Genomic DNA, 17,329 nt, shown 5'->3' on the forward strand with positions numbered 1-17,329 from the left:
TGTGGGACCACCTCTTAAGAAATGACTCAAATAAAAATGCCCCAAATCTGGGGCATTTTTTGTTTTAAGCAAAGCACTTTAAATCAATTAAAGTACTGCTTTTAAGCGACGAATCACTTCTTCACATTGTGCAATATCAGCAACCAGAGCTAAGCGGACATGATTTTCACCCGGATTACCTTGTGCTGTATCACGTGATAAATAACGGCCTGGAAGCACTTTAACGTGTGCTTTTTCCATAAGCATTTTGGCAAAAGTTTCATCATTATCCACTTTTAACCAGTAGTAGAACCCTGCATCAGGTTTTTGTAATGGTAGTAGGTGACCCAGTTCGCGTTGGAATAATTCAAATTTTGCACGGTACTGGACGCGGTTTTCTTCGACGTGTGCTTCGTCATCCCAAGCTGCAATTGAAGCCAACTGGTGTTGAACAGGCATCGCAGCGCCATGATAAGTACGGTATTGTAAATAAGGTTTTAAAAGTGCCGCGTCACCTGCAACAAAGCCAGAACGCATACCGGGTAAGTTAGAGCGTTTAGACAATGAGTGGAATACCACGCAGTTTTTATAGTCATCACGGCCCATTTCAGCACAGACTTCAAGCAGACCAACAGGTGCTTCATCAAACCAAAGCTCTGAGTAGCATTCATCAGATGCAATCACAAAATTATATTGGTCAGACAGTGCGATCAGTTTTTTAAACTGTTCTTTAGAAAGTACCGCACCTGTAGGATTACCTGGTGTGCAGACAAACAATAAAGCGGTTTTTTCCCAAACTTCAGCTGGCACAGCGTCAAAGTCACCAAGGTAGTTATTTTCTTCTGTACAGTTGATGAAGTAAGGTTCTGCACCCGCAAGTAAAGTTGCGCCTTCATAGATTTGGTAGAACGGATTTGGCATCACCACATAAGGGGCATCTTCACGTTTAACCAAAGCTTGTACAAACGAGAAGATCGCTTCACGCGTACCTGACACAGGCAGGACGTTGGTATCCGCACTGATGCTATTGAGTTTAAAGCGACGGGTTAACCAATTTGCAATACTTGTGCGAAGCTCAGGTAAACCCTTGCTGTTTGGGTAAGTTGATAAGTGTTGAAAATTATCAATAATGGCCTGTTTCACAAACTCCGGTGCAGGATGCTTTGGCTCACCAATTGAAAGGGGAATCAAAGGCAAATCTGCGGGTTTCACATCCTGAAATAGCTTATTTAGCTTTTCAAATGGATAAGGGTGCAATAATGACAAACTGGAGTTCATGGAATGGATACCGATCAATTTAAGTTAATGATGACTACAAACCTGATTCGAAGCTTCATCGAGTGCTGACTTTAATTGTGCAGCAAACGTTTCCGCTTCTGAATCACTCATAGGTGAGCCATCTTTTTTAGTGACATAGAAAATATCTTCAGCACGTTCACCGAGCGTCGCAATTTTCGCAGAGTGAATATCTAGGCCTTGCATCATAAATAAACCACCGACTTTAGCAAGTAAGCCCGGATGGTCAAGTGTCGCAATTTCAACCATATTTTGTTGAAGCGCTTCATTAAAAGAAATACTCACGGTATTTTCAATATCAAAATGACGCAGTTGACGTGGAATGCGACGTTGCATCAGGCCTGGGTACTTGTCTGATTGGCTTAAGGCTTTTTTGAGCGCTTCAATAACGGTTTGCTCACGTTCAGGATCTGTTAATAAGGTGCCAAAACGGTCAAGTACAACATAGGTGTCCAAACTAAATGCAGTGGATGCAGTAATAATCCGAGCATCCTGAACGTCTAAGTTCATTCTGTCCAAAATTGCCACTGTGGTCGCAAACAAGTTAGGTTGATCTTGAGTGTAAATAAAGATCTGTACCGCATCTTGTGCAAATTTGCGATGTGCTCGCATCAGTACCAATGGTTCTGCATTATTGCCATGTTTTAAAATGGCGCGCGTATGCCATGCGATTTCATCGGCAGATTCTTTTAGGAAATATTCATCACCGAGTTCTTGCCAAACAGTTTCTACATCGTAGAGCGAAAAATCGTTGACTAATAGTTCACTGGCCGCAAATTTAGTGTCTTCGATCAGCATTGGATAATCTACAGGACGACCCAAACCAGAACGAATCACATCACGCGCTTGTGTATACAGTTGGCGCATGAGGGATGCACGCCATGTATTCCAAAGTGTCGGATTGGTTGCGTTGATATCAGCAACTGTCAAGGTGTAGAGATAGTCGAGATGCTCCATATCGCCCATTTTCTCAGCAAATTCTTTCACCACATCTGGATCGGAAATGTCTTTTTTCTGAGAAGTAACGGACATCAATAGATGGTTTTGAATCAACCATGCGACAAGGTTGCATTCACGTTCAGTAAACCCATGGGTACGGCAGAATTCAATTGCATCTGCTGCACCAAGTTCACTGTGGTCACCGCCGCGACCCTTGGCGATATCATGGAAAATTGCCGCTAAATAAACAATGTCACGGCGCGCCAGTCGTTGGAATACAGAGCTAACGACAGGGAAGTCCTTGGCAAATTCAGGCTCTTTAAAACGGTTTAAATTACGTAGTAGTAGGAGGGTGTGGGCATCGACAGTATAAATATGGAACAAGTCGTATTGCATAAGTCCCATGATTTGCCCAAAGGCAGGAATATAGTTGCCGAGCACGCCATAACGTTTCATCGCCACCATGGTGTCGTATAAGCGGTAGGGTGAGCGAATGATCGCCATAAATAAGGCTTGATGTGCAGGATTGTCACGGAAGTTTTGATCAATACGTTTTGCTGCAAGTGACAATAGACGTAAAGTTCGGGCACGAATCCCTTCAATTTCTGGACGATTCGCCAAGAGGTAGAAAATTTCTAGAATAGCACTTGGATTTTCAGAGAAAATTTTATGATGCTGTACTGCCAATTTGCCATCTACTAATTTGAAGTTAGCATTGATCTCTTCAATTTTACGTTCATAGTCAGGTAAGCGTGGCGTAATGACAGATTCATTAAAATAAGCCAAGAGCATTTCATTTAACGTCGTCACTTGCTGAGCGCTACGATAGTAACGTTTCATGAACTGTTCGATTGGATAATTCGGTGATTTACCTTCTTCGCGCTGATAGCCAAATTTAGCAGCAATGTCACGTTGATAATCAAACAATAATCGGTTTTCGTCGCGCTTGGTTAAGCGATGTAAATGATGACGGATTTCCCAAAGAAAGCTTTCTGTTTCTTCAAGAACACCCAGTTCAAACTCTGAAATAAAACCCAAATGTACAAGGTCATAGATGCGATTGACACGGAAATGACGCTTAGCAATCCAGCCGATTTGGTTGATATCACGGATACCGCCGGGCGCATTTTTAATATCGGGTTCTAAGTTGCTTTCGGTATTGTTATGTTGTGCATAGCGTTTGGCTTGCTCTTGCATTTTGGCATCATAGAATGTTTTATCCGTCCATGTCTGTGACACGATACGGCGTGGCCATTTGGCTAGGTGTTCATTGCCCACAATCAAACGTGCTTCGATCAGCGCTGTTGCTACAGTTAAATCATTGGTGGCTTGAGCGACACAATCATTAATAGTACGCACACTGATGCCCGGCTTGAAATTACCAACATCCCAAAGTGTTGAAATAAAGCTAGAGATGAGTTTTTCTTGTTCTGGGCTGATTTCATCTTCAGACAAAATCATGATATCGACGTCGGAGTATGGCAGCATTTCACGGCGACCATAGCCACCTACAGCAAACAAACCGAGATCGGTTTGGTCGAGTTCAGCATGTGTCCATAAGAACTTTAAGGCTTCATCGATTAGATTCGAACGAGCCAAAATCACATCACGAATCGACTGTCCATTTTCAAAACATTCCTGTAGCTGATTTTCAACATCTGAGCGCCATTGGTTAATCGCCTGAATGTCGTGGTTACTTTTAATGTAATTCAGCAGAGGAAGCGTATTGATCATGAACAGTGGTCCGTTAAGGTGTTACAAACTTAGTTTTGTTGAACACTGACTTGTTGTGCAGCATGTTGAGCAAGTTCACGCGCGTGATCTGTGGTTTCAGCACGTGCTGTTGCTACGCCCATACGGCGACGTTTAAAGCCTTCTGGTTTACCAAAGAGGCGTAAATCGGTGTCTGGATTAGCCAAAGCAAGATTTAAGCCAGTAAATGATAAATTGGTATCATCCACGCCTGCATAGATGACTGCGCTCGCAGCAGTACTGTGTCGAGCAGTATTCACAGGCAGACCAAGAATGGCACGTGCATGCAGTTCGAATTCGCTTTGGAATTGCGATGCAAGAGTGACAAGGCCTGTATCGTGTGGACGAGGTGATACCTCACTAAACCATACTTTATCGCCTTTGACAAACAGTTCCACCCCAAAAATGCCACATCCACCTAATGCAATGGTTACTTTATTGGCAATACGCTTGGCTTCTTCTAAAGCAAGAGCAGTCATGAGTTGTGGTTGCCAACTTTCTACATAGTCACCAGCGTCTTGGCGGTGGCCAATCGGGGCGCAAAATGATGTTTCAATTTCACCTGTTTCTGCATTTTTAGCACGAACAGTCAGCAGGGTGATTTCAAAGTCAAAGTCAATTTGTGATTCTACGATCACTGTACCTTGATTTACACGTCCACCTGTTTGTGCATATTCCCAAGCAGCATCGACTTCATCAAAGCTTTTTACACGTGACTGTCCTTTACCCGAAGACGACATGACAGGCTTAACAAAGTTTGGATAACCAATGTCATCGCATGCAGCACGGAACGCTTCAAGGGTATTGGCAAAGCGGTAGGCTGAAGTCGGGAGTCCAAGCTCTTCGGCAGCTAGACGGCGAATCCCTTCACGATTCATTGTCAGGTTGACAGCTTTTGCAGAAGGAATGACAGTGGCAATATTTTGTTCTTCAATCTCGACTAAAACTTGAGTCGCAATAGCTTCAATTTCAGGAACAATCAAATGAGGCTTCACTTGAGAAATTAAAGCTTTAAGTGCCTCAGGATCTGCCATATTTAAAGTATGAGAAAAATGTGCAACTTGCATGGCAGGAGCATGGTCATAACGATCGGCAGCATGAACTTCTACACCCAAACGTTGCAATGAAATCACAACTTCTTTACCGAGTTCACCAGAACCTAACAGTAAGACTTTATACGCTGAAGACTGAAGTGGAGTACCAATAGTGACGCTCATGTAAATCATCCATGCTTGATTTTATGGGAATTTAAGCATAGCAGAACTTGTTCGAGAGATAAGAGAGTGTTCACATAAATAAATGATATTGTCCAACAATTTTTTTTATATCTTTATGGGGGCGTTCGCTTAATTATGTACCTGCGAAAATCTTTAAATAGTGGTGTTTATTTGTTTTTATTTAAATTCACTTTAAATATGCCAGCATTTTTTACAGATGCAGGGAATGGCTCAATATCCAAATTTGCACATTGCAGTGCACGGAGCTGCACAGATATTTGACGGAAGTTGGGCCAGTATAGCAATCCGAGCAGTGGTACGGCGCATATACATAAAATCAATATTAAGCCAATTAAAACGGCAGTGAAATAGAATGCGTCCGCAGCTACCGATAGAAGGTGAAATGATGAATTGAGCCATGCACTGAGGCTGAAAATGCAAAATAGAAAAATCAATAAAAAACCGTACAGCTGCAGAAAATTGCTGAACAGATGGGGCACGAGATGTGTGAAAACATCAGGCGACGCGGATGTAAGTGCAGAATCTGCTGTGTGCAGTTATATAAGCCCACAATCGTCTTTTGCTGATTTTTCTCTATATAAATGGCGCGGATCTGATCTGCAGGTTGGCAATGTACAGCACAGAAATTACCACTGAACAGTTGGCTTTGAATGAAGCATTGAAAATATACGCTTTCGATGGGCCTATGCAGTCCCCAACTCAATTTAGATGGTTGTATAGAATGAATATAAATTTTGCCTTGAATAAAATGGTACTTTGCCATCTATTGGTTTTCGCTAGATTTTTTATGTTATGCGTTGACTATCTCATAAATATTGCTAATTAAAAGGCACAGGCTGAAGAAGCTTGTGCATGAGGGAGATTTGGATTGTCGCTGACTTAGCTTTAGAGGTGAAAAGGTATATAGGTATAGACTAAGCCGTAAGTCAGTGCCGCAGTCAGTGTAGCAGGGACAATTTTTTTAAACTTGAAATACAAGCCTGCAAGCACAGCAAAACCAACCAACATGGCAAAGCTTTTATTTGGTGTCTCAAGCAGAGGTGGTAAGGTTGCAACCACCAACATTGAACTAATTGCGGCAATGCCAATCGAGCCCAAAGCGATTTTGAGCCATAAAGAACCACGCTGCTGTGAACCTTGCTGAAATTTCTGAATTACAAAAAATGGCCCAAACCGTGATGCAAAATTCGCAATCCCGACCAAGATCCCAACCAAGATAATTTCTAGATTCATGATGCTTCACCCATATGTTCAGGATCAGTTTTTTTTAAGACATAATGTTTGAATAAACCGGCAAAAATACCAGAAGAAATACCGATAAAAATCGCAGCAGACAAGTCGATAAAGTAGCAGGCAATCGCAGAAACAATAATTGTAACCGTGACCACAAATGTATGTTTTTTCTCAAATGCTGCGAGTAAAAAGCTTAAAAACAATGCAGGCAGTAGGAAGTCGAGTGCGGCTTGTAAAAATTGTGGAAGGTTGCTGACTTTATCGGCAAATAAACCGCCTAAAAATGAGCCTGTTGCCCATGACAGCCAACTAAATAAGCTGAGTCCTAACATCCACGATTCTGACCATTCTTGACGACGTTGCGACAGTTTGATCATGCCTGATGCGAAAACTTCGTCGGTTAAACCCCAAGCCCAAACTGCCGTTTTCTTTAAATTGAGTCGGTCTTGAATCAGGTTTTGTAAAGCAGGACCGTAGAGCAAATGGCGTATATCGAGAGCAATCACAGTGAGTGCAGTCATCCAAATGGATGTTCCACTTCCCAGTAACGCAACAACGAGAAACTGACTGGCACCTGCATACATAGAGCATGATAAAAATAAGGCTTCCCACGCAGTGAAACCGAATTGAGTCGCGGACACCCCAAATGCAAAAGAAACAGGAAGATAGGTAAAGATAATGGCTTGACTATCTTTAGCACCTTGCCAAAAACCCGCAGGCTGAACTGTAGGAAGTTTGTGCTCAGACACGACACACCTTTGAAAGAGTTGAACAACAGGTCAAATGATGATTGAGTATTGTACGCGAATTCACTAGCATATTGCCGAATATGTTTGCTGAAATGAGCTGGATATGCAGAGGTTAAAGATGCGTGGGATACTGATTGTTTCATTATTGAGCAGCACGGTGTTGTTGCAGGCCTGTGGTAATGATGGAGCTGAACAAGCTCAAGTCGAAATTAAAGCAGCACCCAAATTAACCAATGATGCAACGGAGTATGCTGCCAAAGCTTGGGCGTTTATCAATGAAGCCGATCCGATTGTTTATGCAAAGCAAGTCGATCAGATGGAAGAGAAAGTCCGTGTTCCAGCACGTAAATTGAGTACCGAATGGCGTATCAATGTCAAAATGACCGATTCTGTGACTGAAGGGAAATATGCACTGTGTCGTAAGGCATTAACAAGTCTGGAAATTTGGGCACGTGAAAGTATTGATCAGAGTTCGACTGTTGCACAGAAGCAAGCAGATTATGAGCGTGATAAAAATCAATGCAAAGGTGCGATTGAAAACCCTGAACTCGGAAATACCGATCCGAAAAAAGTAGGCGTTTAACTTGATCAAAGCAGTGAAGTTTCACTGCTTTTTTTAGAAAATATCAAAAAACAAGAATAAATCTATAATAGAGGATTGTAAAAATCCTCTTAAAATCATCGCTATTTCATATAAAAATTAAACCAGTGCGCTGCCGTAGTATTGAGCTAAATTCCAAATTGCATGGTTTTTTTCTGAAGTTAAATAGATAAAGCATTGATAATGAATAGTAAAAATATCTTTTGAGAAAAATTTATTGATAAAAATCCCCCATTTTAGAACGCCAGTCGTCTGACCTTCTCTTTAATTAATATCTTTAATCTATTAATAATATAAAGTATGGATAATGTGATAAAAAATTAAAATTATCATTATTTGATAAATTATGTAAAAATTAATGCGTAAAAGATGAAGTATGTAAGTTAAATTAAAGACGTTGAATAGGTGATTAAGATGAAAAAAACATTAATGAAGTTATCGGTTTTGGCTGTTTTGACTACAGCGGTCAATGTACAAGCAGCGACTGAAGACAAATCAGAAGCATCAACTCAAGAAGTTGCAGCATGTACAAATGGTTTTGACAGTGTAAATGTTTGCCAATTATTGTCGTGATCAAAACTCGATAAAGCGAAGTGCCACAAATAAAAGCAAAATAACTATAAAGAATCATTCTGGTGCAATTAAATGCACTTATTTAAATCACAAATGTCAGACATCATGCACAGGAAGTGCATGAGCAATCTGATGTAACTGCGCTAGATCTAAAATTTCAATTTGTTTAAACGCAACACGAAGCACCTGCATTTTTCCAACTGCTGAAGCTCCTGATTGACTGATTGTCTTGAGCAATTCATCAGTTGCGCGAGTTGTTCCTGTGAGATGTGTATGGTGTGTTGCTCAATTTCCAAATGATTTCCATATCCATTTAAAATAAACAGCAGGCGCTGTGCGAGACGTTGACTTAAACTCTGCGTTTGTAAGGCAATGAGTTCCATAAAGGCATAGCGAAGCTTTTGACTGGTGAGCTGGGCAATATGAAACCAAAACTCGGGGTGTTGTTGTAATAATTGCTGAATTGCTTGAGCCGGTAAGTGTAATAAGGTGGATTTTTTGGTACAGATGGCATCGTGAGAACGTGGTAATTGGTCAACCAAGGATATTTCGCCAAACCACATAATCGGCTCAGCTATGGCGGCAATCGCTTCTTTGCCATGAATATCGATATAGCCTAAGCGAACTGCGCCTTCTAAGACTGCATACATACCATTAAAACGCTGTCCTGATAAAAAAACACGTGCGTCTTTTTCGAAAGTTAAGGTCAGGGCATGGCGGCAGATAAAGTCTTGGAAGGAAATATTTAAGCCTGAATACCACACATTTTTATTGAGTTGATGCACATATTGAGCGTCCAGCACAGCATATCCTTATTTTATGGTCCAACTTGTCTATTAGATGACAACTTTATTGATGCATTTTTTATATAGTGAAATGAGTGAATGAACAAGGAGTAAGTTAATGAGCAAACTTGAAAGACTGTTAAGCCAATATGCAGCATATCATTTAGATCGAAAAAATGTGCTGACGCATTTTGTGGGTATTCCGCTTATTGTATTTTCGATTATGTGTCTAACCGCACGAGCAGGGTTGATGATTTCAGGTTTTGAACTGACCCTTGCATTGTTGTTGATTATTGCCAGTGTCATTTATTACCTGAGTTTAGATAAAATTTTCGGTTTGATTATGCTTTTGGTGTTTGCAATCACATATCCCTTAGCCTTAATGATCGCAAAAATGAGCCTTATGTCATGGTTGATCTGGAGTGTGGGGATTTTTGTAGTGGGTTGGATCATCCAATTTATCGGTCATTATTATGAAAAGAAAAAGCCTGCGTTTATGGATGATGTCATTGGCTTGGCAATAGGGCCTTTATTTGTCCTAGCTGAGTTTGTGTTTCTACTCGGCTTTCGTAAAGAGCTTGAACAACGCATGCTGACAGAAGCAAGAAGACAGCGTGCAGAGATGGATGCAAAAGCATTACATATTGCTCACCCATAAATGATTTGAATAAAAAAGCCGGATAATTCCGGCTTTTTTTTGCGATGTGTTGATTCTCAACTGTTTAGGATTTCACAGCAGTTTTATGTTGTTCCACTGCCACCTTTTGTGCAGCGATTTTTGCTTTTGCGTCAGTATTTGCAGCTTTGGCAGCATGGGCTGAAGTTTTAGCTTCTGATTTTGCTTGTGTTGCAAGATGCTGTGCTTGAGCTGCATCATGTTTTGCTATTTTTTGATTATGTTTCACTTTGCTCTGAGCCAATTGGCTGGCTTGTTTTGCATCGTGTCGAGCGACTTTTGCATCATGCTGCGCAGCTTGTGCTGCATGTGTAGCAGTACGTTCCTGATGTTTTGCATCTTTAGCAATGGAAACACAAGTACCACCTTTATGGTTTGCACCTGTACCACCTGTAAGTGTGGTGCCTTGTGGACATGCAAACGCAGTTGCACTAAGCATTGTAAAGATACCTGCTGTTAGAATTGTGCTGATTTTTTTCATTGCTATTGTTCTATGAAAATAGGCATTAGTGCCTATGGGTAAATTTATAGCAGAACGGTAGAGATTTAAGTCGTTGCACTGTGGTGACTCAGCAACCAAATCATGTATTCGTGTCGATATAATTTTGTTTTTAAGCAGGTTTTAAGTTTTTAAATATGCTTATTTTTTGGCTTGGGCTTTTGCCTAAAATTAAAAAAGCCAGCAAATTGCTGGCTTCTTATGAGTACTGTCTTATACGTTAAAACGGAAGTGTAAAACATCGCCATCTTGAACGATGTATGTTTTACCTTCTAAACGCCATTTACCTGCTTCTTTAGCGCCAGCTTCACCGTTGTATTGAACGAAGTCGTTGTAGGCAATACATTCAGCACGAATAAAGCCTTTTTCGAAGTCAGTGTGAATCACACCTGCAGCTTGAGGTGCAGTTGCACCAATTTTTACTGTCCAAGCACGAACTTCTTGTACACCAGCTGTGAAGTATGTTTGAAGGCCGAGTAAGCCATAACCTGCACGAATAACTACGTTTAGACCAGGTTCTTCCATGCCTAAAGCTTCAAGGAATTCCGCACGGTCTTCGTCTTCAAGTAATGAAATTTCTGCTTCGATTTGGTTGCAAAGTGGAACCACAATCGCATTTTCTTCAGCAGCTAATTTTTGTACTGCTTCTAAGTGAGGGTTATTTTCGAAGCCATCTTCTGCAACGTTGGCAATATACATGGTTGGTTTAAGGGTTAAGAAGCCATAACCACGCACCAATTTACGTTCATCTTCATCAAGGTCAGCTGCACGCGCAGGTTTACCTTCATCCAGTAAAGGTAAGATTTTGTCTAAAACAGCTTTGGTCGCAATCGCTTCTTTATCGCCACCTTTTGCAGATTTTGCTAGACGTGTAATTGCTTTAGAAACAGCTTCTAAGTCAGCAAGTGCAAGTTCAGTGTTGATTGTTGCGATATCGTCAAGTGGATCAATTTTGCCATTTACGTGAATGACATTCTCGTCTTCAAAACAACGTACAACATGTGCAATAGCATCCGTTTCACGAATGTTAGCTAAGAATTGGTTACCAAGGCCTTCACCTTTAGATGCACCAGCAACGAGACCTGCGATATCCACAAATTCCATCGTGGTTGGGACAACACGTTGTGGGTTTACAATTTCAGCAAGTTTATCCATACGTGGGTCAGGTACAGGTACAATCCCAGTATTTGGCTCAATTGTACAGAATGGGAAGTTTTCAGCAGCAATCGCAGCTTTGGTTAATGCGTTGAAAAGCGTTGATTTACCAACGTTCGGCAGGCCGACAATACCACAGTTAAAACCCATGAAATAACTCACAAAGTATTATAAAAAAATTGTGGATGATTTTACATGAAAGCCATAATAAAGTCAGGTGATATGGGCAGGAGAATGTATATCTTATTGAATCGCGCAGAGATAGAGATGAATTCACGTCTGAATAATGCTTGAGTTGCACTACAGATGCAGAATAGGTGCAAAAATGACATTGTGTTTCAATAACACAGTGACTAAAGTATCCCTATAAAATTACTGGGTTTTATAAACTACAGTTACAACAAAAACTTGGAGCATTTATGCGAACTCTCTACCAGTTTCCACTCTCACATTTTTGTGAAAAGGCGCGCTGGTTACTCGATCATAAAGAGTTGGATTATGTGGCTCATAATTTAATGCCGGGTGTACATCGTGCATTTGCACAGCTTAAAACAGGGCAAAACAAATTACCGATTTTACGTGATCAAGATCATTGGGTTGCAGATTCAACTCAAATCGCCTTTTACTTGGATGCGACCTACCCCGAACATAGTCTGATCCGTCCAGATGTCAAACTGCGTGAAGACGCTTTAGAAATTAATGAACTCTCCATTGAGTTAGGCCAACATGTGCGCCGTTGGGGGTTGGCACATGTATTAAATGAAAGTGAAGAATCACTTGATATTTTAATTGGTGAAAAGGGCTATTTACGTCAGTTTGAGAAATATTCAAAGCCAATTATAAAAGCACTGGTTTCTAAAGGTTATCAATTAGATACGGATAAGGTTGCGGCATCTCGTGAACGATTGGATGAAATTGTGATTGATTTAAATCAACGTCTGATCGAACAAGGTGGGCGTTATTTTGTAGGCGACCGATTAGGTTTGGCTGATATTGCGGTGTGTTCAATGTTGGCGCCGATATTAGAGATTGTCGGAACGCCGTGGGAAAAAGAGCATGGCGAAACCTTGTCAGAAGAGTTTAAAGCTTACAAAGCCTATTTGAGCGATTTGCCTTTAGGTCAATATGTTCAACGCATATACCAAACAGAACGTAATGCACGGGTAGATTGGCGTGGTGTATAAGCCCTTTAAATGAAAACTTTGCGTCATACTGCTTTAAAAAAGCGCGCCTAATGGCGCACTTTTTTTTATTAGACTTTCAATCCTTAAATATAGCTTTGTTGTTGAATATCCATAATATTCAACACTGGACTGATACTATCGGCTTGTAAAGTATTGAGCGGCATAACCGGGTAGAAGATATTGCCTATCGCATCTTTAATACTTGGGATGATGGTGGAGATATCAAAATCACCTTGAGCAGAACCTAAATTTTCCAATAGGTCATTAATATTCGGTAATTGGCCTGTGAGGTTTTCAGTCAATTGGTTGAACTGATCCGTAATAGAACCCAGATCAATTTTTTCTGAAGCAAGATTGCCGAGTAAATCGCCAAGATCTGGAATGGTCAGTTGATCGAGGAACTGAGTCGCTTCACCATTACTGTCCATCAGAGCAATGACTGGTTTCAACGAATTAATCACTTGATTTAAATCAGTTGAAAGCGTCAGTAAGGATGGATTGTTGACCACATCCAAAATGGTGCTCACGCTATTTAATACATCATAAATCGCTTTGACGGTTTGAGTCTGATCCGTATCGATGACATCGCTTTTTGCCAGTAAATCTAACAGCGGATTAAGTCCTTTGATCACCCCTGAAATGGTCTCAGGGACATTCCCTTGGTTGGCTGATGAAATGGCGGTCACTAGATTGGTCACACTTCCAATCACTGTCGGTAAAGCATGACTCAACTGTTCCATATCAATAGTTGAGTTGTCTTTATTGATTGAAGCTAATAAAGGTAGGAGGGCAGTCGTTGCACCTTGTGCAATTTGCCCAAAGTCGATGTTTCCAGAAGACGAGCTCCCAATCATCTGAATAATAGGTTGCGCATATTCTAAAACTTGACTGAGTGTATTGATAATTTGCGTTGCATCCGTTGACCCTGTTGCGCTTCCAAGCATAGCAAGCAGTGGTTCGATGGCATTTACAGCGCTGCTGATATTGTCAGGAAGATTGGCTTGATTATTGGTGCTACTCAGTAAACTTTGCAAGCTGTTGACAATGGTAGGTAAAGATTGAACCAACTGATTCATCTCTGTTGAGCCAGCGTTGCTACCTAAGTTTTGTAGGAGTGGTTGCAGAGTTGTCATCAATGTCTTGAGTGCATCCGAATTTGAACCGTTATTGGATGTAAGACTTTGAATCGTGCTAATCACTTGCGGAAGCGATTTAGTCAGTGCGCTAAAATCAAAAGACTTTGTGCCACCTAAATTACTCAATAATCCTGTCAGCGTATCCGTGATATTGGTTGTAGGTTTAAGTGGGCTAAGTAGGTTACTGACCGTGCTGCTAATTGTACTGAGCTGTAGGGAAGGACTTAGTACAGAACTTAATTTTGAGCTGAGTGAACTCAGTGATTTAATTGCCATGTTTATTCTTCCGTTTTTGTTTTTTTGTATATTTATGAACCGCCGCTATTTTTTAATGTAATTACCAAACCAAGTAAATAAGTGAAAAAAAATGAAATGTGAAATAGAGCGCACATTGAAAAATAAAGTAAAAATAAAAAATTGAAAAATATAAATAAAATATCTTTCCCTTTTATCTGAAATTGATTTATTCAGATCAATGGAATGCATCGAGAAGCTTTATTGGTAGGTTGTCTAAAGACGTCATTTAGAATATAAAAACTAAACTTTGATGAAAAAACATTCATTTAAACACGATATTAATGCAAATTATTATGTTCATAATGCATATGAGCTTTATTATTTTTAATAAATCATGCTATACATGAGAAAACTTGCACATAAATGCTGATTTTAAAACTTAAAATAACATTGAAAATGACAACAGGTGTTTGATGAATCTGGATCATCAGCACTGTTTTCAAAAATGGCTGGAGTAGACTGATGGAACTAGACCGTTTTGATAAACAAATTTTAGAAATTTTGACCCATGAAGATGTCAATTTAAATGAACTGTCAGAGCGGGTGAATTTATCGGTCAGTTCAGTTCATCGTCGGATCAAACAATTGATTGATCACAATATTATCAGTGGTCTAAAACGTGAAATTAATTATCAAAAATTGGGATTTAGTTTGCATGTGCTGCTGCAGGTGTCCTTAAGCAAACATGATACAGATACTTTTGCTAAATTTTTAGAAGCATTAGAAAGTATTCCAGAAGTCATTAATGCATTTTTGGTGACAGGGCAGTCTGCCGATTTTATTGTGGAAGTCGTTGCACGGGATATGGAAAACTATAGTGAAATTTTACTCAAGCGCATTGGTAAAATTGAACACGTAGTTGCATTACATTCGAGCTTTGTAATTAAACAATATAATGTTTTTAACTGTAATGGCTTATTAAATAAGGTTTAAATGCAGCCCTCATATATAAACTCAAACAGTTGAAAGCTAGGCAATAAAAAACGCACCGAAGGGTGCGTTTTATACTTCACTCGATTGAACTATAGAGCTTCTAACTCAGCCATAACTTCATCGGTGAATTCAACGTTGGTATACACGTTTTGAACGTCGTCAAGATCTTCAAACATATCAATCATTTTGATGATTTTTTTCGCTTGTTCGATATCTGAAATTAACGCTTTAGTTGAAGGGTTCATGACCACTTCGGCGTTATCAGATTTTAAACCTGCTGCTGCAAGTGCATCCTGAACCTCACCGAAAGTTTCAGGTGTGGTGATAACTAGAATTTCTTCTTCGTCCACTTCGATGTCTTCAGCACCCGCTTCTAAAGCGACGTCCATGATTTGATCTTCTAAAGAAACATCTTCAAAAGTAATCTCACCACGTTTGGTAAACATATAAGCTACTGAACCTGCAGTACCTAAATTACCATCAGTTTTTGAGAAGCAATGACGAACGTCAGGAACAGTACGGTTCAAGTTATCCGTCATTGTTTCAATGATGACCGCAACACCACCAACGCCATATCCTTCGTAGGTTACTTCTTTTAGATCGGTATTTTCTTCACCGCCCACACCACGTTGGATCGCACGGTTAATGGTGTCACGTGTCATGTTTGCAACTAATGCTTTTTCAACAACAGCACGTAAACGTGGGTTAGACGCTACATCACCGCCGCCTAAGCGTGCAGCTGTCACGATTTCACGGATAAATTTTGTGAATACTTTAGCGCGGCTTGCATCTTGTTTTGCTTTACGATGCTTAGTATTAGCCCACTTGGAATGACCCGCCATGCGAAATATGCTCCTTGTAGATTGGCCTTATGCCTATCAAATTGAGCAAATTCTACCATAATGGCTTTTTTGTGTGAAAGTACTGGATTTCAGGAATTGAGTAGTTGAAAAAAAAATATCCAAATTCGAGAAAATAATGCGAAATGTCTAAACGCCCGTACTGTAATTTTTCTTATGATGAGAATCGGGAGTAAATGGGGGAGTTTGATCTTGTTATAACAGGAAGATATAAATGTACAATGCGTGGAGCACGTGACATTTATATCTTTAAATACGTAGTTCGTTAAAACGTGAATGGCGCTTAGTCTTTATTTTTAGGTTCTGGGATCACGATATCTAAACCTACTTTATCTTTATAGAGTTGCTTAATTAAAGCTAAATCGTGATCGAGCTCAGTCGGGTAAATCTTGCCAAAAATACCACCTTGTTTGGTTTTTGAGTTGGCATACATTAATACAATCGGCACACCTGCTGCTTTAGCAATATACCAAAAGCCTGTACGAATTGGTTTTCGTGCTTCACCACGTACTGCACGGGTCGCTTCTGGAGCAATGACTAAATTAAATTTTTCGCTAGCTTCAAAATGCTCAACCATTTGAGTCACGATGTCTTTATTGGCTTTACGGTCTACAGGAATACCGCCAATCGCTTCAAGAACAGGTTTAAATGGACCTTTAAAGAGTTCTTTTTTAATCAGCGTGTGAATTTTGATGTCGTAAATTTGGCAAAGGGCCAGTGAAAGAACAGCATCCATCATTGAGGTGTGTTCAAAGCCGACGATCACTTGTTTATTTTCTAAAACATCAGGTTCTACGTGGTATTTCCAGCCTGCCAATTTAAACGCAGATTCGCCAATAAACTTTTTCAACATAGTCGGTGATACGGTGATTTTAAAAAGGTGTAATTTCTGCTTGTTTGGATCATGAGTCAAGAGGATTTAAGTGAGCTTTGATCTGAATTGTGCATATATTTCAAATCGGAATAAGAAGGGATGATTGAAGACTGATACTTTTTAGCAATAAATCGGTTAAATTTTATATAGCAAAGCTATCATCATAGATAAAAATACTCTTAAAAATTTGCTAAATATGGCTAGGCACCGTCAGAAATTCTTATTAGACTTTTGTCGTAGGTTAAAACTTTTAACCTGTTGGTCTTAACTCGTTTTCTAACGGAGAACTCAAGCATGATTTATTTAACTGCTGTGTTATTCGCTGTTGCTATGTTTGCTTTGATTGTTATTTGGTCAATTGTTGAGTTTTATTTGGACTTAAGAAAGCCTGAACAGGTTGAGTCTTAATATTGGCCGAAATTTATAGGCCCCATAGTTGATTTATTAATACCATATATTTTATATAATAATTATGTTTAATTAATAGTAAAAAGATATTAATGTGGTTTTTTTGTTGAATCTTAAGCTTGTATCTCAATAGAAATTTTTATTTGATATTTTTAAGATTTT

The 17,329-nt window shown here is 39.8% G+C and carries 15 protein-coding genes and 1 pseudogene; 5 read left to right on the forward strand and 11 right to left on the reverse strand.

The features are described 5' to 3' along the window. Positions 1–87: 87 nt before the first annotated feature. From dapC to AVJ20_RS16560, 5 genes are all read right to left on the reverse strand, one after another. Complete coding sequence (gene dapC / locus AVJ20_RS16535) at positions 88–1,257, reverse strand: succinyldiaminopimelate transaminase (protein WP_111885988.1); 1,170 nt, start codon at positions 1,255–1,257, stop codon at positions 88–90. Between the two features lie 24 nt (positions 1,258–1,281). Then, the gene (gene glnD, locus AVJ20_RS16540) at positions 1,282–3,948 is read right to left on the reverse strand and encodes a [protein-PII] uridylyltransferase (protein ID WP_111885989.1); all 2,667 of its coding nucleotides are present in this window, start codon (positions 3,946–3,948) and stop codon (positions 1,282–1,284) included. A gap of 29 nt (positions 3,949–3,977) precedes the next feature. Next, positions 3,978–5,192: a formate-dependent phosphoribosylglycinamide formyltransferase gene (purT, locus tag AVJ20_RS16545; RefSeq protein WP_171319322.1), complete on the reverse strand. Its 1,215-nt coding sequence runs from the start codon at positions 5,190–5,192 to the stop codon at positions 3,978–3,980. A gap of 897 nt (positions 5,193–6,089) precedes the next feature. After that, entirely contained in the window at positions 6,090–6,437 is a 348-nt protein-coding gene (gene ygaH, locus AVJ20_RS16555; RefSeq protein ID WP_078189050.1) for an L-valine transporter subunit YgaH, read from the reverse strand. After that, positions 6,434–7,186, reverse strand: a complete 753-nt coding sequence (locus AVJ20_RS16560) for an AzlC family ABC transporter permease (protein ID WP_111885992.1) — start codon at positions 7,184–7,186, stop codon at positions 6,434–6,436. The genes ygaH and AVJ20_RS16560 overlap by 4 nt, the downstream gene beginning before the upstream one ends. A gap of 103 nt (positions 7,187–7,289) precedes the next feature. Here AVJ20_RS16560 and AVJ20_RS16565 point away from each other — a divergent pair, with 103 nt between their 5' ends. Continuing rightward, positions 7,290–7,769 carry a hypothetical protein gene (locus AVJ20_RS16565; RefSeq protein ID WP_111885993.1) on the forward strand — a complete coding sequence of 160 codons (480 nt, stop codon included), beginning with the start codon at positions 7,290–7,292 and terminating at the stop codon, positions 7,767–7,769. A 432-nt stretch (positions 7,770–8,201) separates the two neighbouring features. After that, on the forward strand, positions 8,202–8,360 hold the full coding sequence (locus AVJ20_RS16570; protein WP_227591814.1) for a hypothetical protein: 159 nt from the start codon (positions 8,202–8,204) through the stop codon (positions 8,358–8,360). 96 nt (positions 8,361–8,456) lie between these two features. Here the strand turns inward: AVJ20_RS16570 and AVJ20_RS16575 are convergent. Next, positions 8,457–9,163, reverse strand: a pseudogene (locus AVJ20_RS16575) (Crp/Fnr family transcriptional regulator). Positions 9,164–9,263: 100 nt separating this feature from the next. On the opposite strand from AVJ20_RS16575, the gene AVJ20_RS16580 reads away from it, so the two are divergent. Next, positions 9,264–9,803 (forward strand): DUF962 domain-containing protein, encoded by a 540-nt coding sequence (locus AVJ20_RS16580; protein ID WP_111885994.1) that lies wholly within the window; start codon positions 9,264–9,266, stop codon positions 9,801–9,803. 64 nt (positions 9,804–9,867) lie between these two features. On the opposite strand, the gene AVJ20_RS16585 is transcribed toward AVJ20_RS16580, so the two are convergent. Both AVJ20_RS16585 and ychF read right to left on the reverse strand, forming a co-directional pair. Beyond that, the gene (locus AVJ20_RS16585; RefSeq protein ID WP_111885995.1) at positions 9,868–10,302 is read right to left on the reverse strand and encodes a hypothetical protein; all 435 of its coding nucleotides are present in this window, start codon (positions 10,300–10,302) and stop codon (positions 9,868–9,870) included. A 231-nt stretch (positions 10,303–10,533) separates the two neighbouring features. Beyond that, positions 10,534–11,625: a redox-regulated ATPase YchF gene (gene ychF / locus AVJ20_RS16590; protein WP_111885996.1), complete on the reverse strand. Its 1,092-nt coding sequence runs from the start codon at positions 11,623–11,625 to the stop codon at positions 10,534–10,536. 269 nt (positions 11,626–11,894) lie between these two features. Here ychF and AVJ20_RS16595 point away from each other — a divergent pair, with 269 nt between their 5' ends. Beyond that, a complete protein-coding gene (locus AVJ20_RS16595; protein WP_111885997.1) occupies positions 11,895–12,659 on the forward strand; it encodes a glutathione S-transferase family protein in 765 nt (254 codons plus the stop codon). Positions 12,660–12,742: 83 nt separating this feature from the next. On the opposite strand, the gene AVJ20_RS16600 is transcribed toward AVJ20_RS16595, so the two are convergent. After that, positions 12,743–14,071 (reverse strand): hypothetical protein, encoded by a 1,329-nt coding sequence (locus AVJ20_RS16600; protein WP_111885998.1) that lies wholly within the window; start codon positions 14,069–14,071, stop codon positions 12,743–12,745. A gap of 483 nt (positions 14,072–14,554) precedes the next feature. Between AVJ20_RS16600 and AVJ20_RS16605 the strand changes: the two genes are divergently transcribed. Further along, positions 14,555–15,025, forward strand: a complete 471-nt coding sequence (locus tag AVJ20_RS16605) for an Lrp/AsnC family transcriptional regulator (protein ID WP_111885999.1) — start codon at positions 14,555–14,557, stop codon at positions 15,023–15,025. Between the two features lie 89 nt (positions 15,026–15,114). On the opposite strand, the gene AVJ20_RS16610 is transcribed toward AVJ20_RS16605, so the two are convergent. Together AVJ20_RS16610 and AVJ20_RS16615 are read right to left on the reverse strand one after the other, a co-directional pair. Further along, positions 15,115–15,867, reverse strand: coding sequence for a YebC/PmpR family DNA-binding transcriptional regulator (locus AVJ20_RS16610; protein WP_111886000.1), 753 nt, complete (start codon positions 15,865–15,867; stop codon positions 15,115–15,117). Between the two features lie 301 nt (positions 15,868–16,168). After that, positions 16,169–16,738 (reverse strand): 1-acyl-sn-glycerol-3-phosphate acyltransferase, encoded by a 570-nt coding sequence (locus tag AVJ20_RS16615; protein ID WP_111886001.1) that lies wholly within the window; start codon positions 16,736–16,738, stop codon positions 16,169–16,171. Positions 16,739–17,329 lie beyond the last annotated feature (591 nt).

The sequence above is a fragment of the Acinetobacter sp. CFCC 11171 genome (assembly GCF_003268405.1).
GTDB classification, from domain to species: domain Bacteria; phylum Pseudomonadota; class Gammaproteobacteria; order Pseudomonadales; family Moraxellaceae; genus Acinetobacter; species Acinetobacter amyesii.

Coding starts and splice junctions, on each gene's coding strand:
- dapC (WP_111885988.1), bottom strand. CDS start 1,257: ATGAACTCCAGTTTGTCATTATTGCACCCTTATCCATTTGAAAAGCTA.
- glnD (WP_111885989.1), bottom strand. CDS start 3,948: ATGATCAATACGCTTCCTCTGCTGAATTACATTAAAAGTAACCACGAC.
- purT (WP_171319322.1), bottom strand. CDS start 5,192: ATGATTTACATGAGCGTCACTATTGGTACTCCACTTCAGTCTTCAGCG.
- ygaH (WP_078189050.1), bottom strand. CDS start 6,437: ATGAATCTAGAAATTATCTTGGTTGGGATCTTGGTCGGGATTGCGAAT.
- AVJ20_RS16565 (WP_111885993.1), top strand. CDS start 7,290: ATGCAGAGGTTAAAGATGCGTGGGATACTGATTGTTTCATTATTGAGC.
- AVJ20_RS16570 (WP_227591814.1), top strand. CDS start 8,202: ATGAAAAAAACATTAATGAAGTTATCGGTTTTGGCTGTTTTGACTACA.
- AVJ20_RS16580 (WP_111885994.1), top strand. CDS start 9,264: ATGAGCAAACTTGAAAGACTGTTAAGCCAATATGCAGCATATCATTTA.
- AVJ20_RS16585 (WP_111885995.1), bottom strand. CDS start 10,302: ATGAAAAAAATCAGCACAATTCTAACAGCAGGTATCTTTACAATGCTT.
- ychF (WP_111885996.1), bottom strand. CDS start 11,625: ATGGGTTTTAACTGTGGTATTGTCGGCCTGCCGAACGTTGGTAAATCA.
- AVJ20_RS16595 (WP_111885997.1), top strand. CDS start 11,895: ATGCGAACTCTCTACCAGTTTCCACTCTCACATTTTTGTGAAAAGGCG.
- AVJ20_RS16600 (WP_111885998.1), bottom strand. CDS start 14,071: ATGGCAATTAAATCACTGAGTTCACTCAGCTCAAAATTAAGTTCTGTA.
- AVJ20_RS16605 (WP_111885999.1), top strand. CDS start 14,555: ATGGAACTAGACCGTTTTGATAAACAAATTTTAGAAATTTTGACCCAT.
- AVJ20_RS16610 (WP_111886000.1), bottom strand. CDS start 15,867: ATGGCGGGTCATTCCAAGTGGGCTAATACTAAGCATCGTAAAGCAAAA.
- AVJ20_RS16615 (WP_111886001.1), bottom strand. CDS start 16,738: ATGTTGAAAAAGTTTATTGGCGAATCTGCGTTTAAATTGGCAGGCTGG.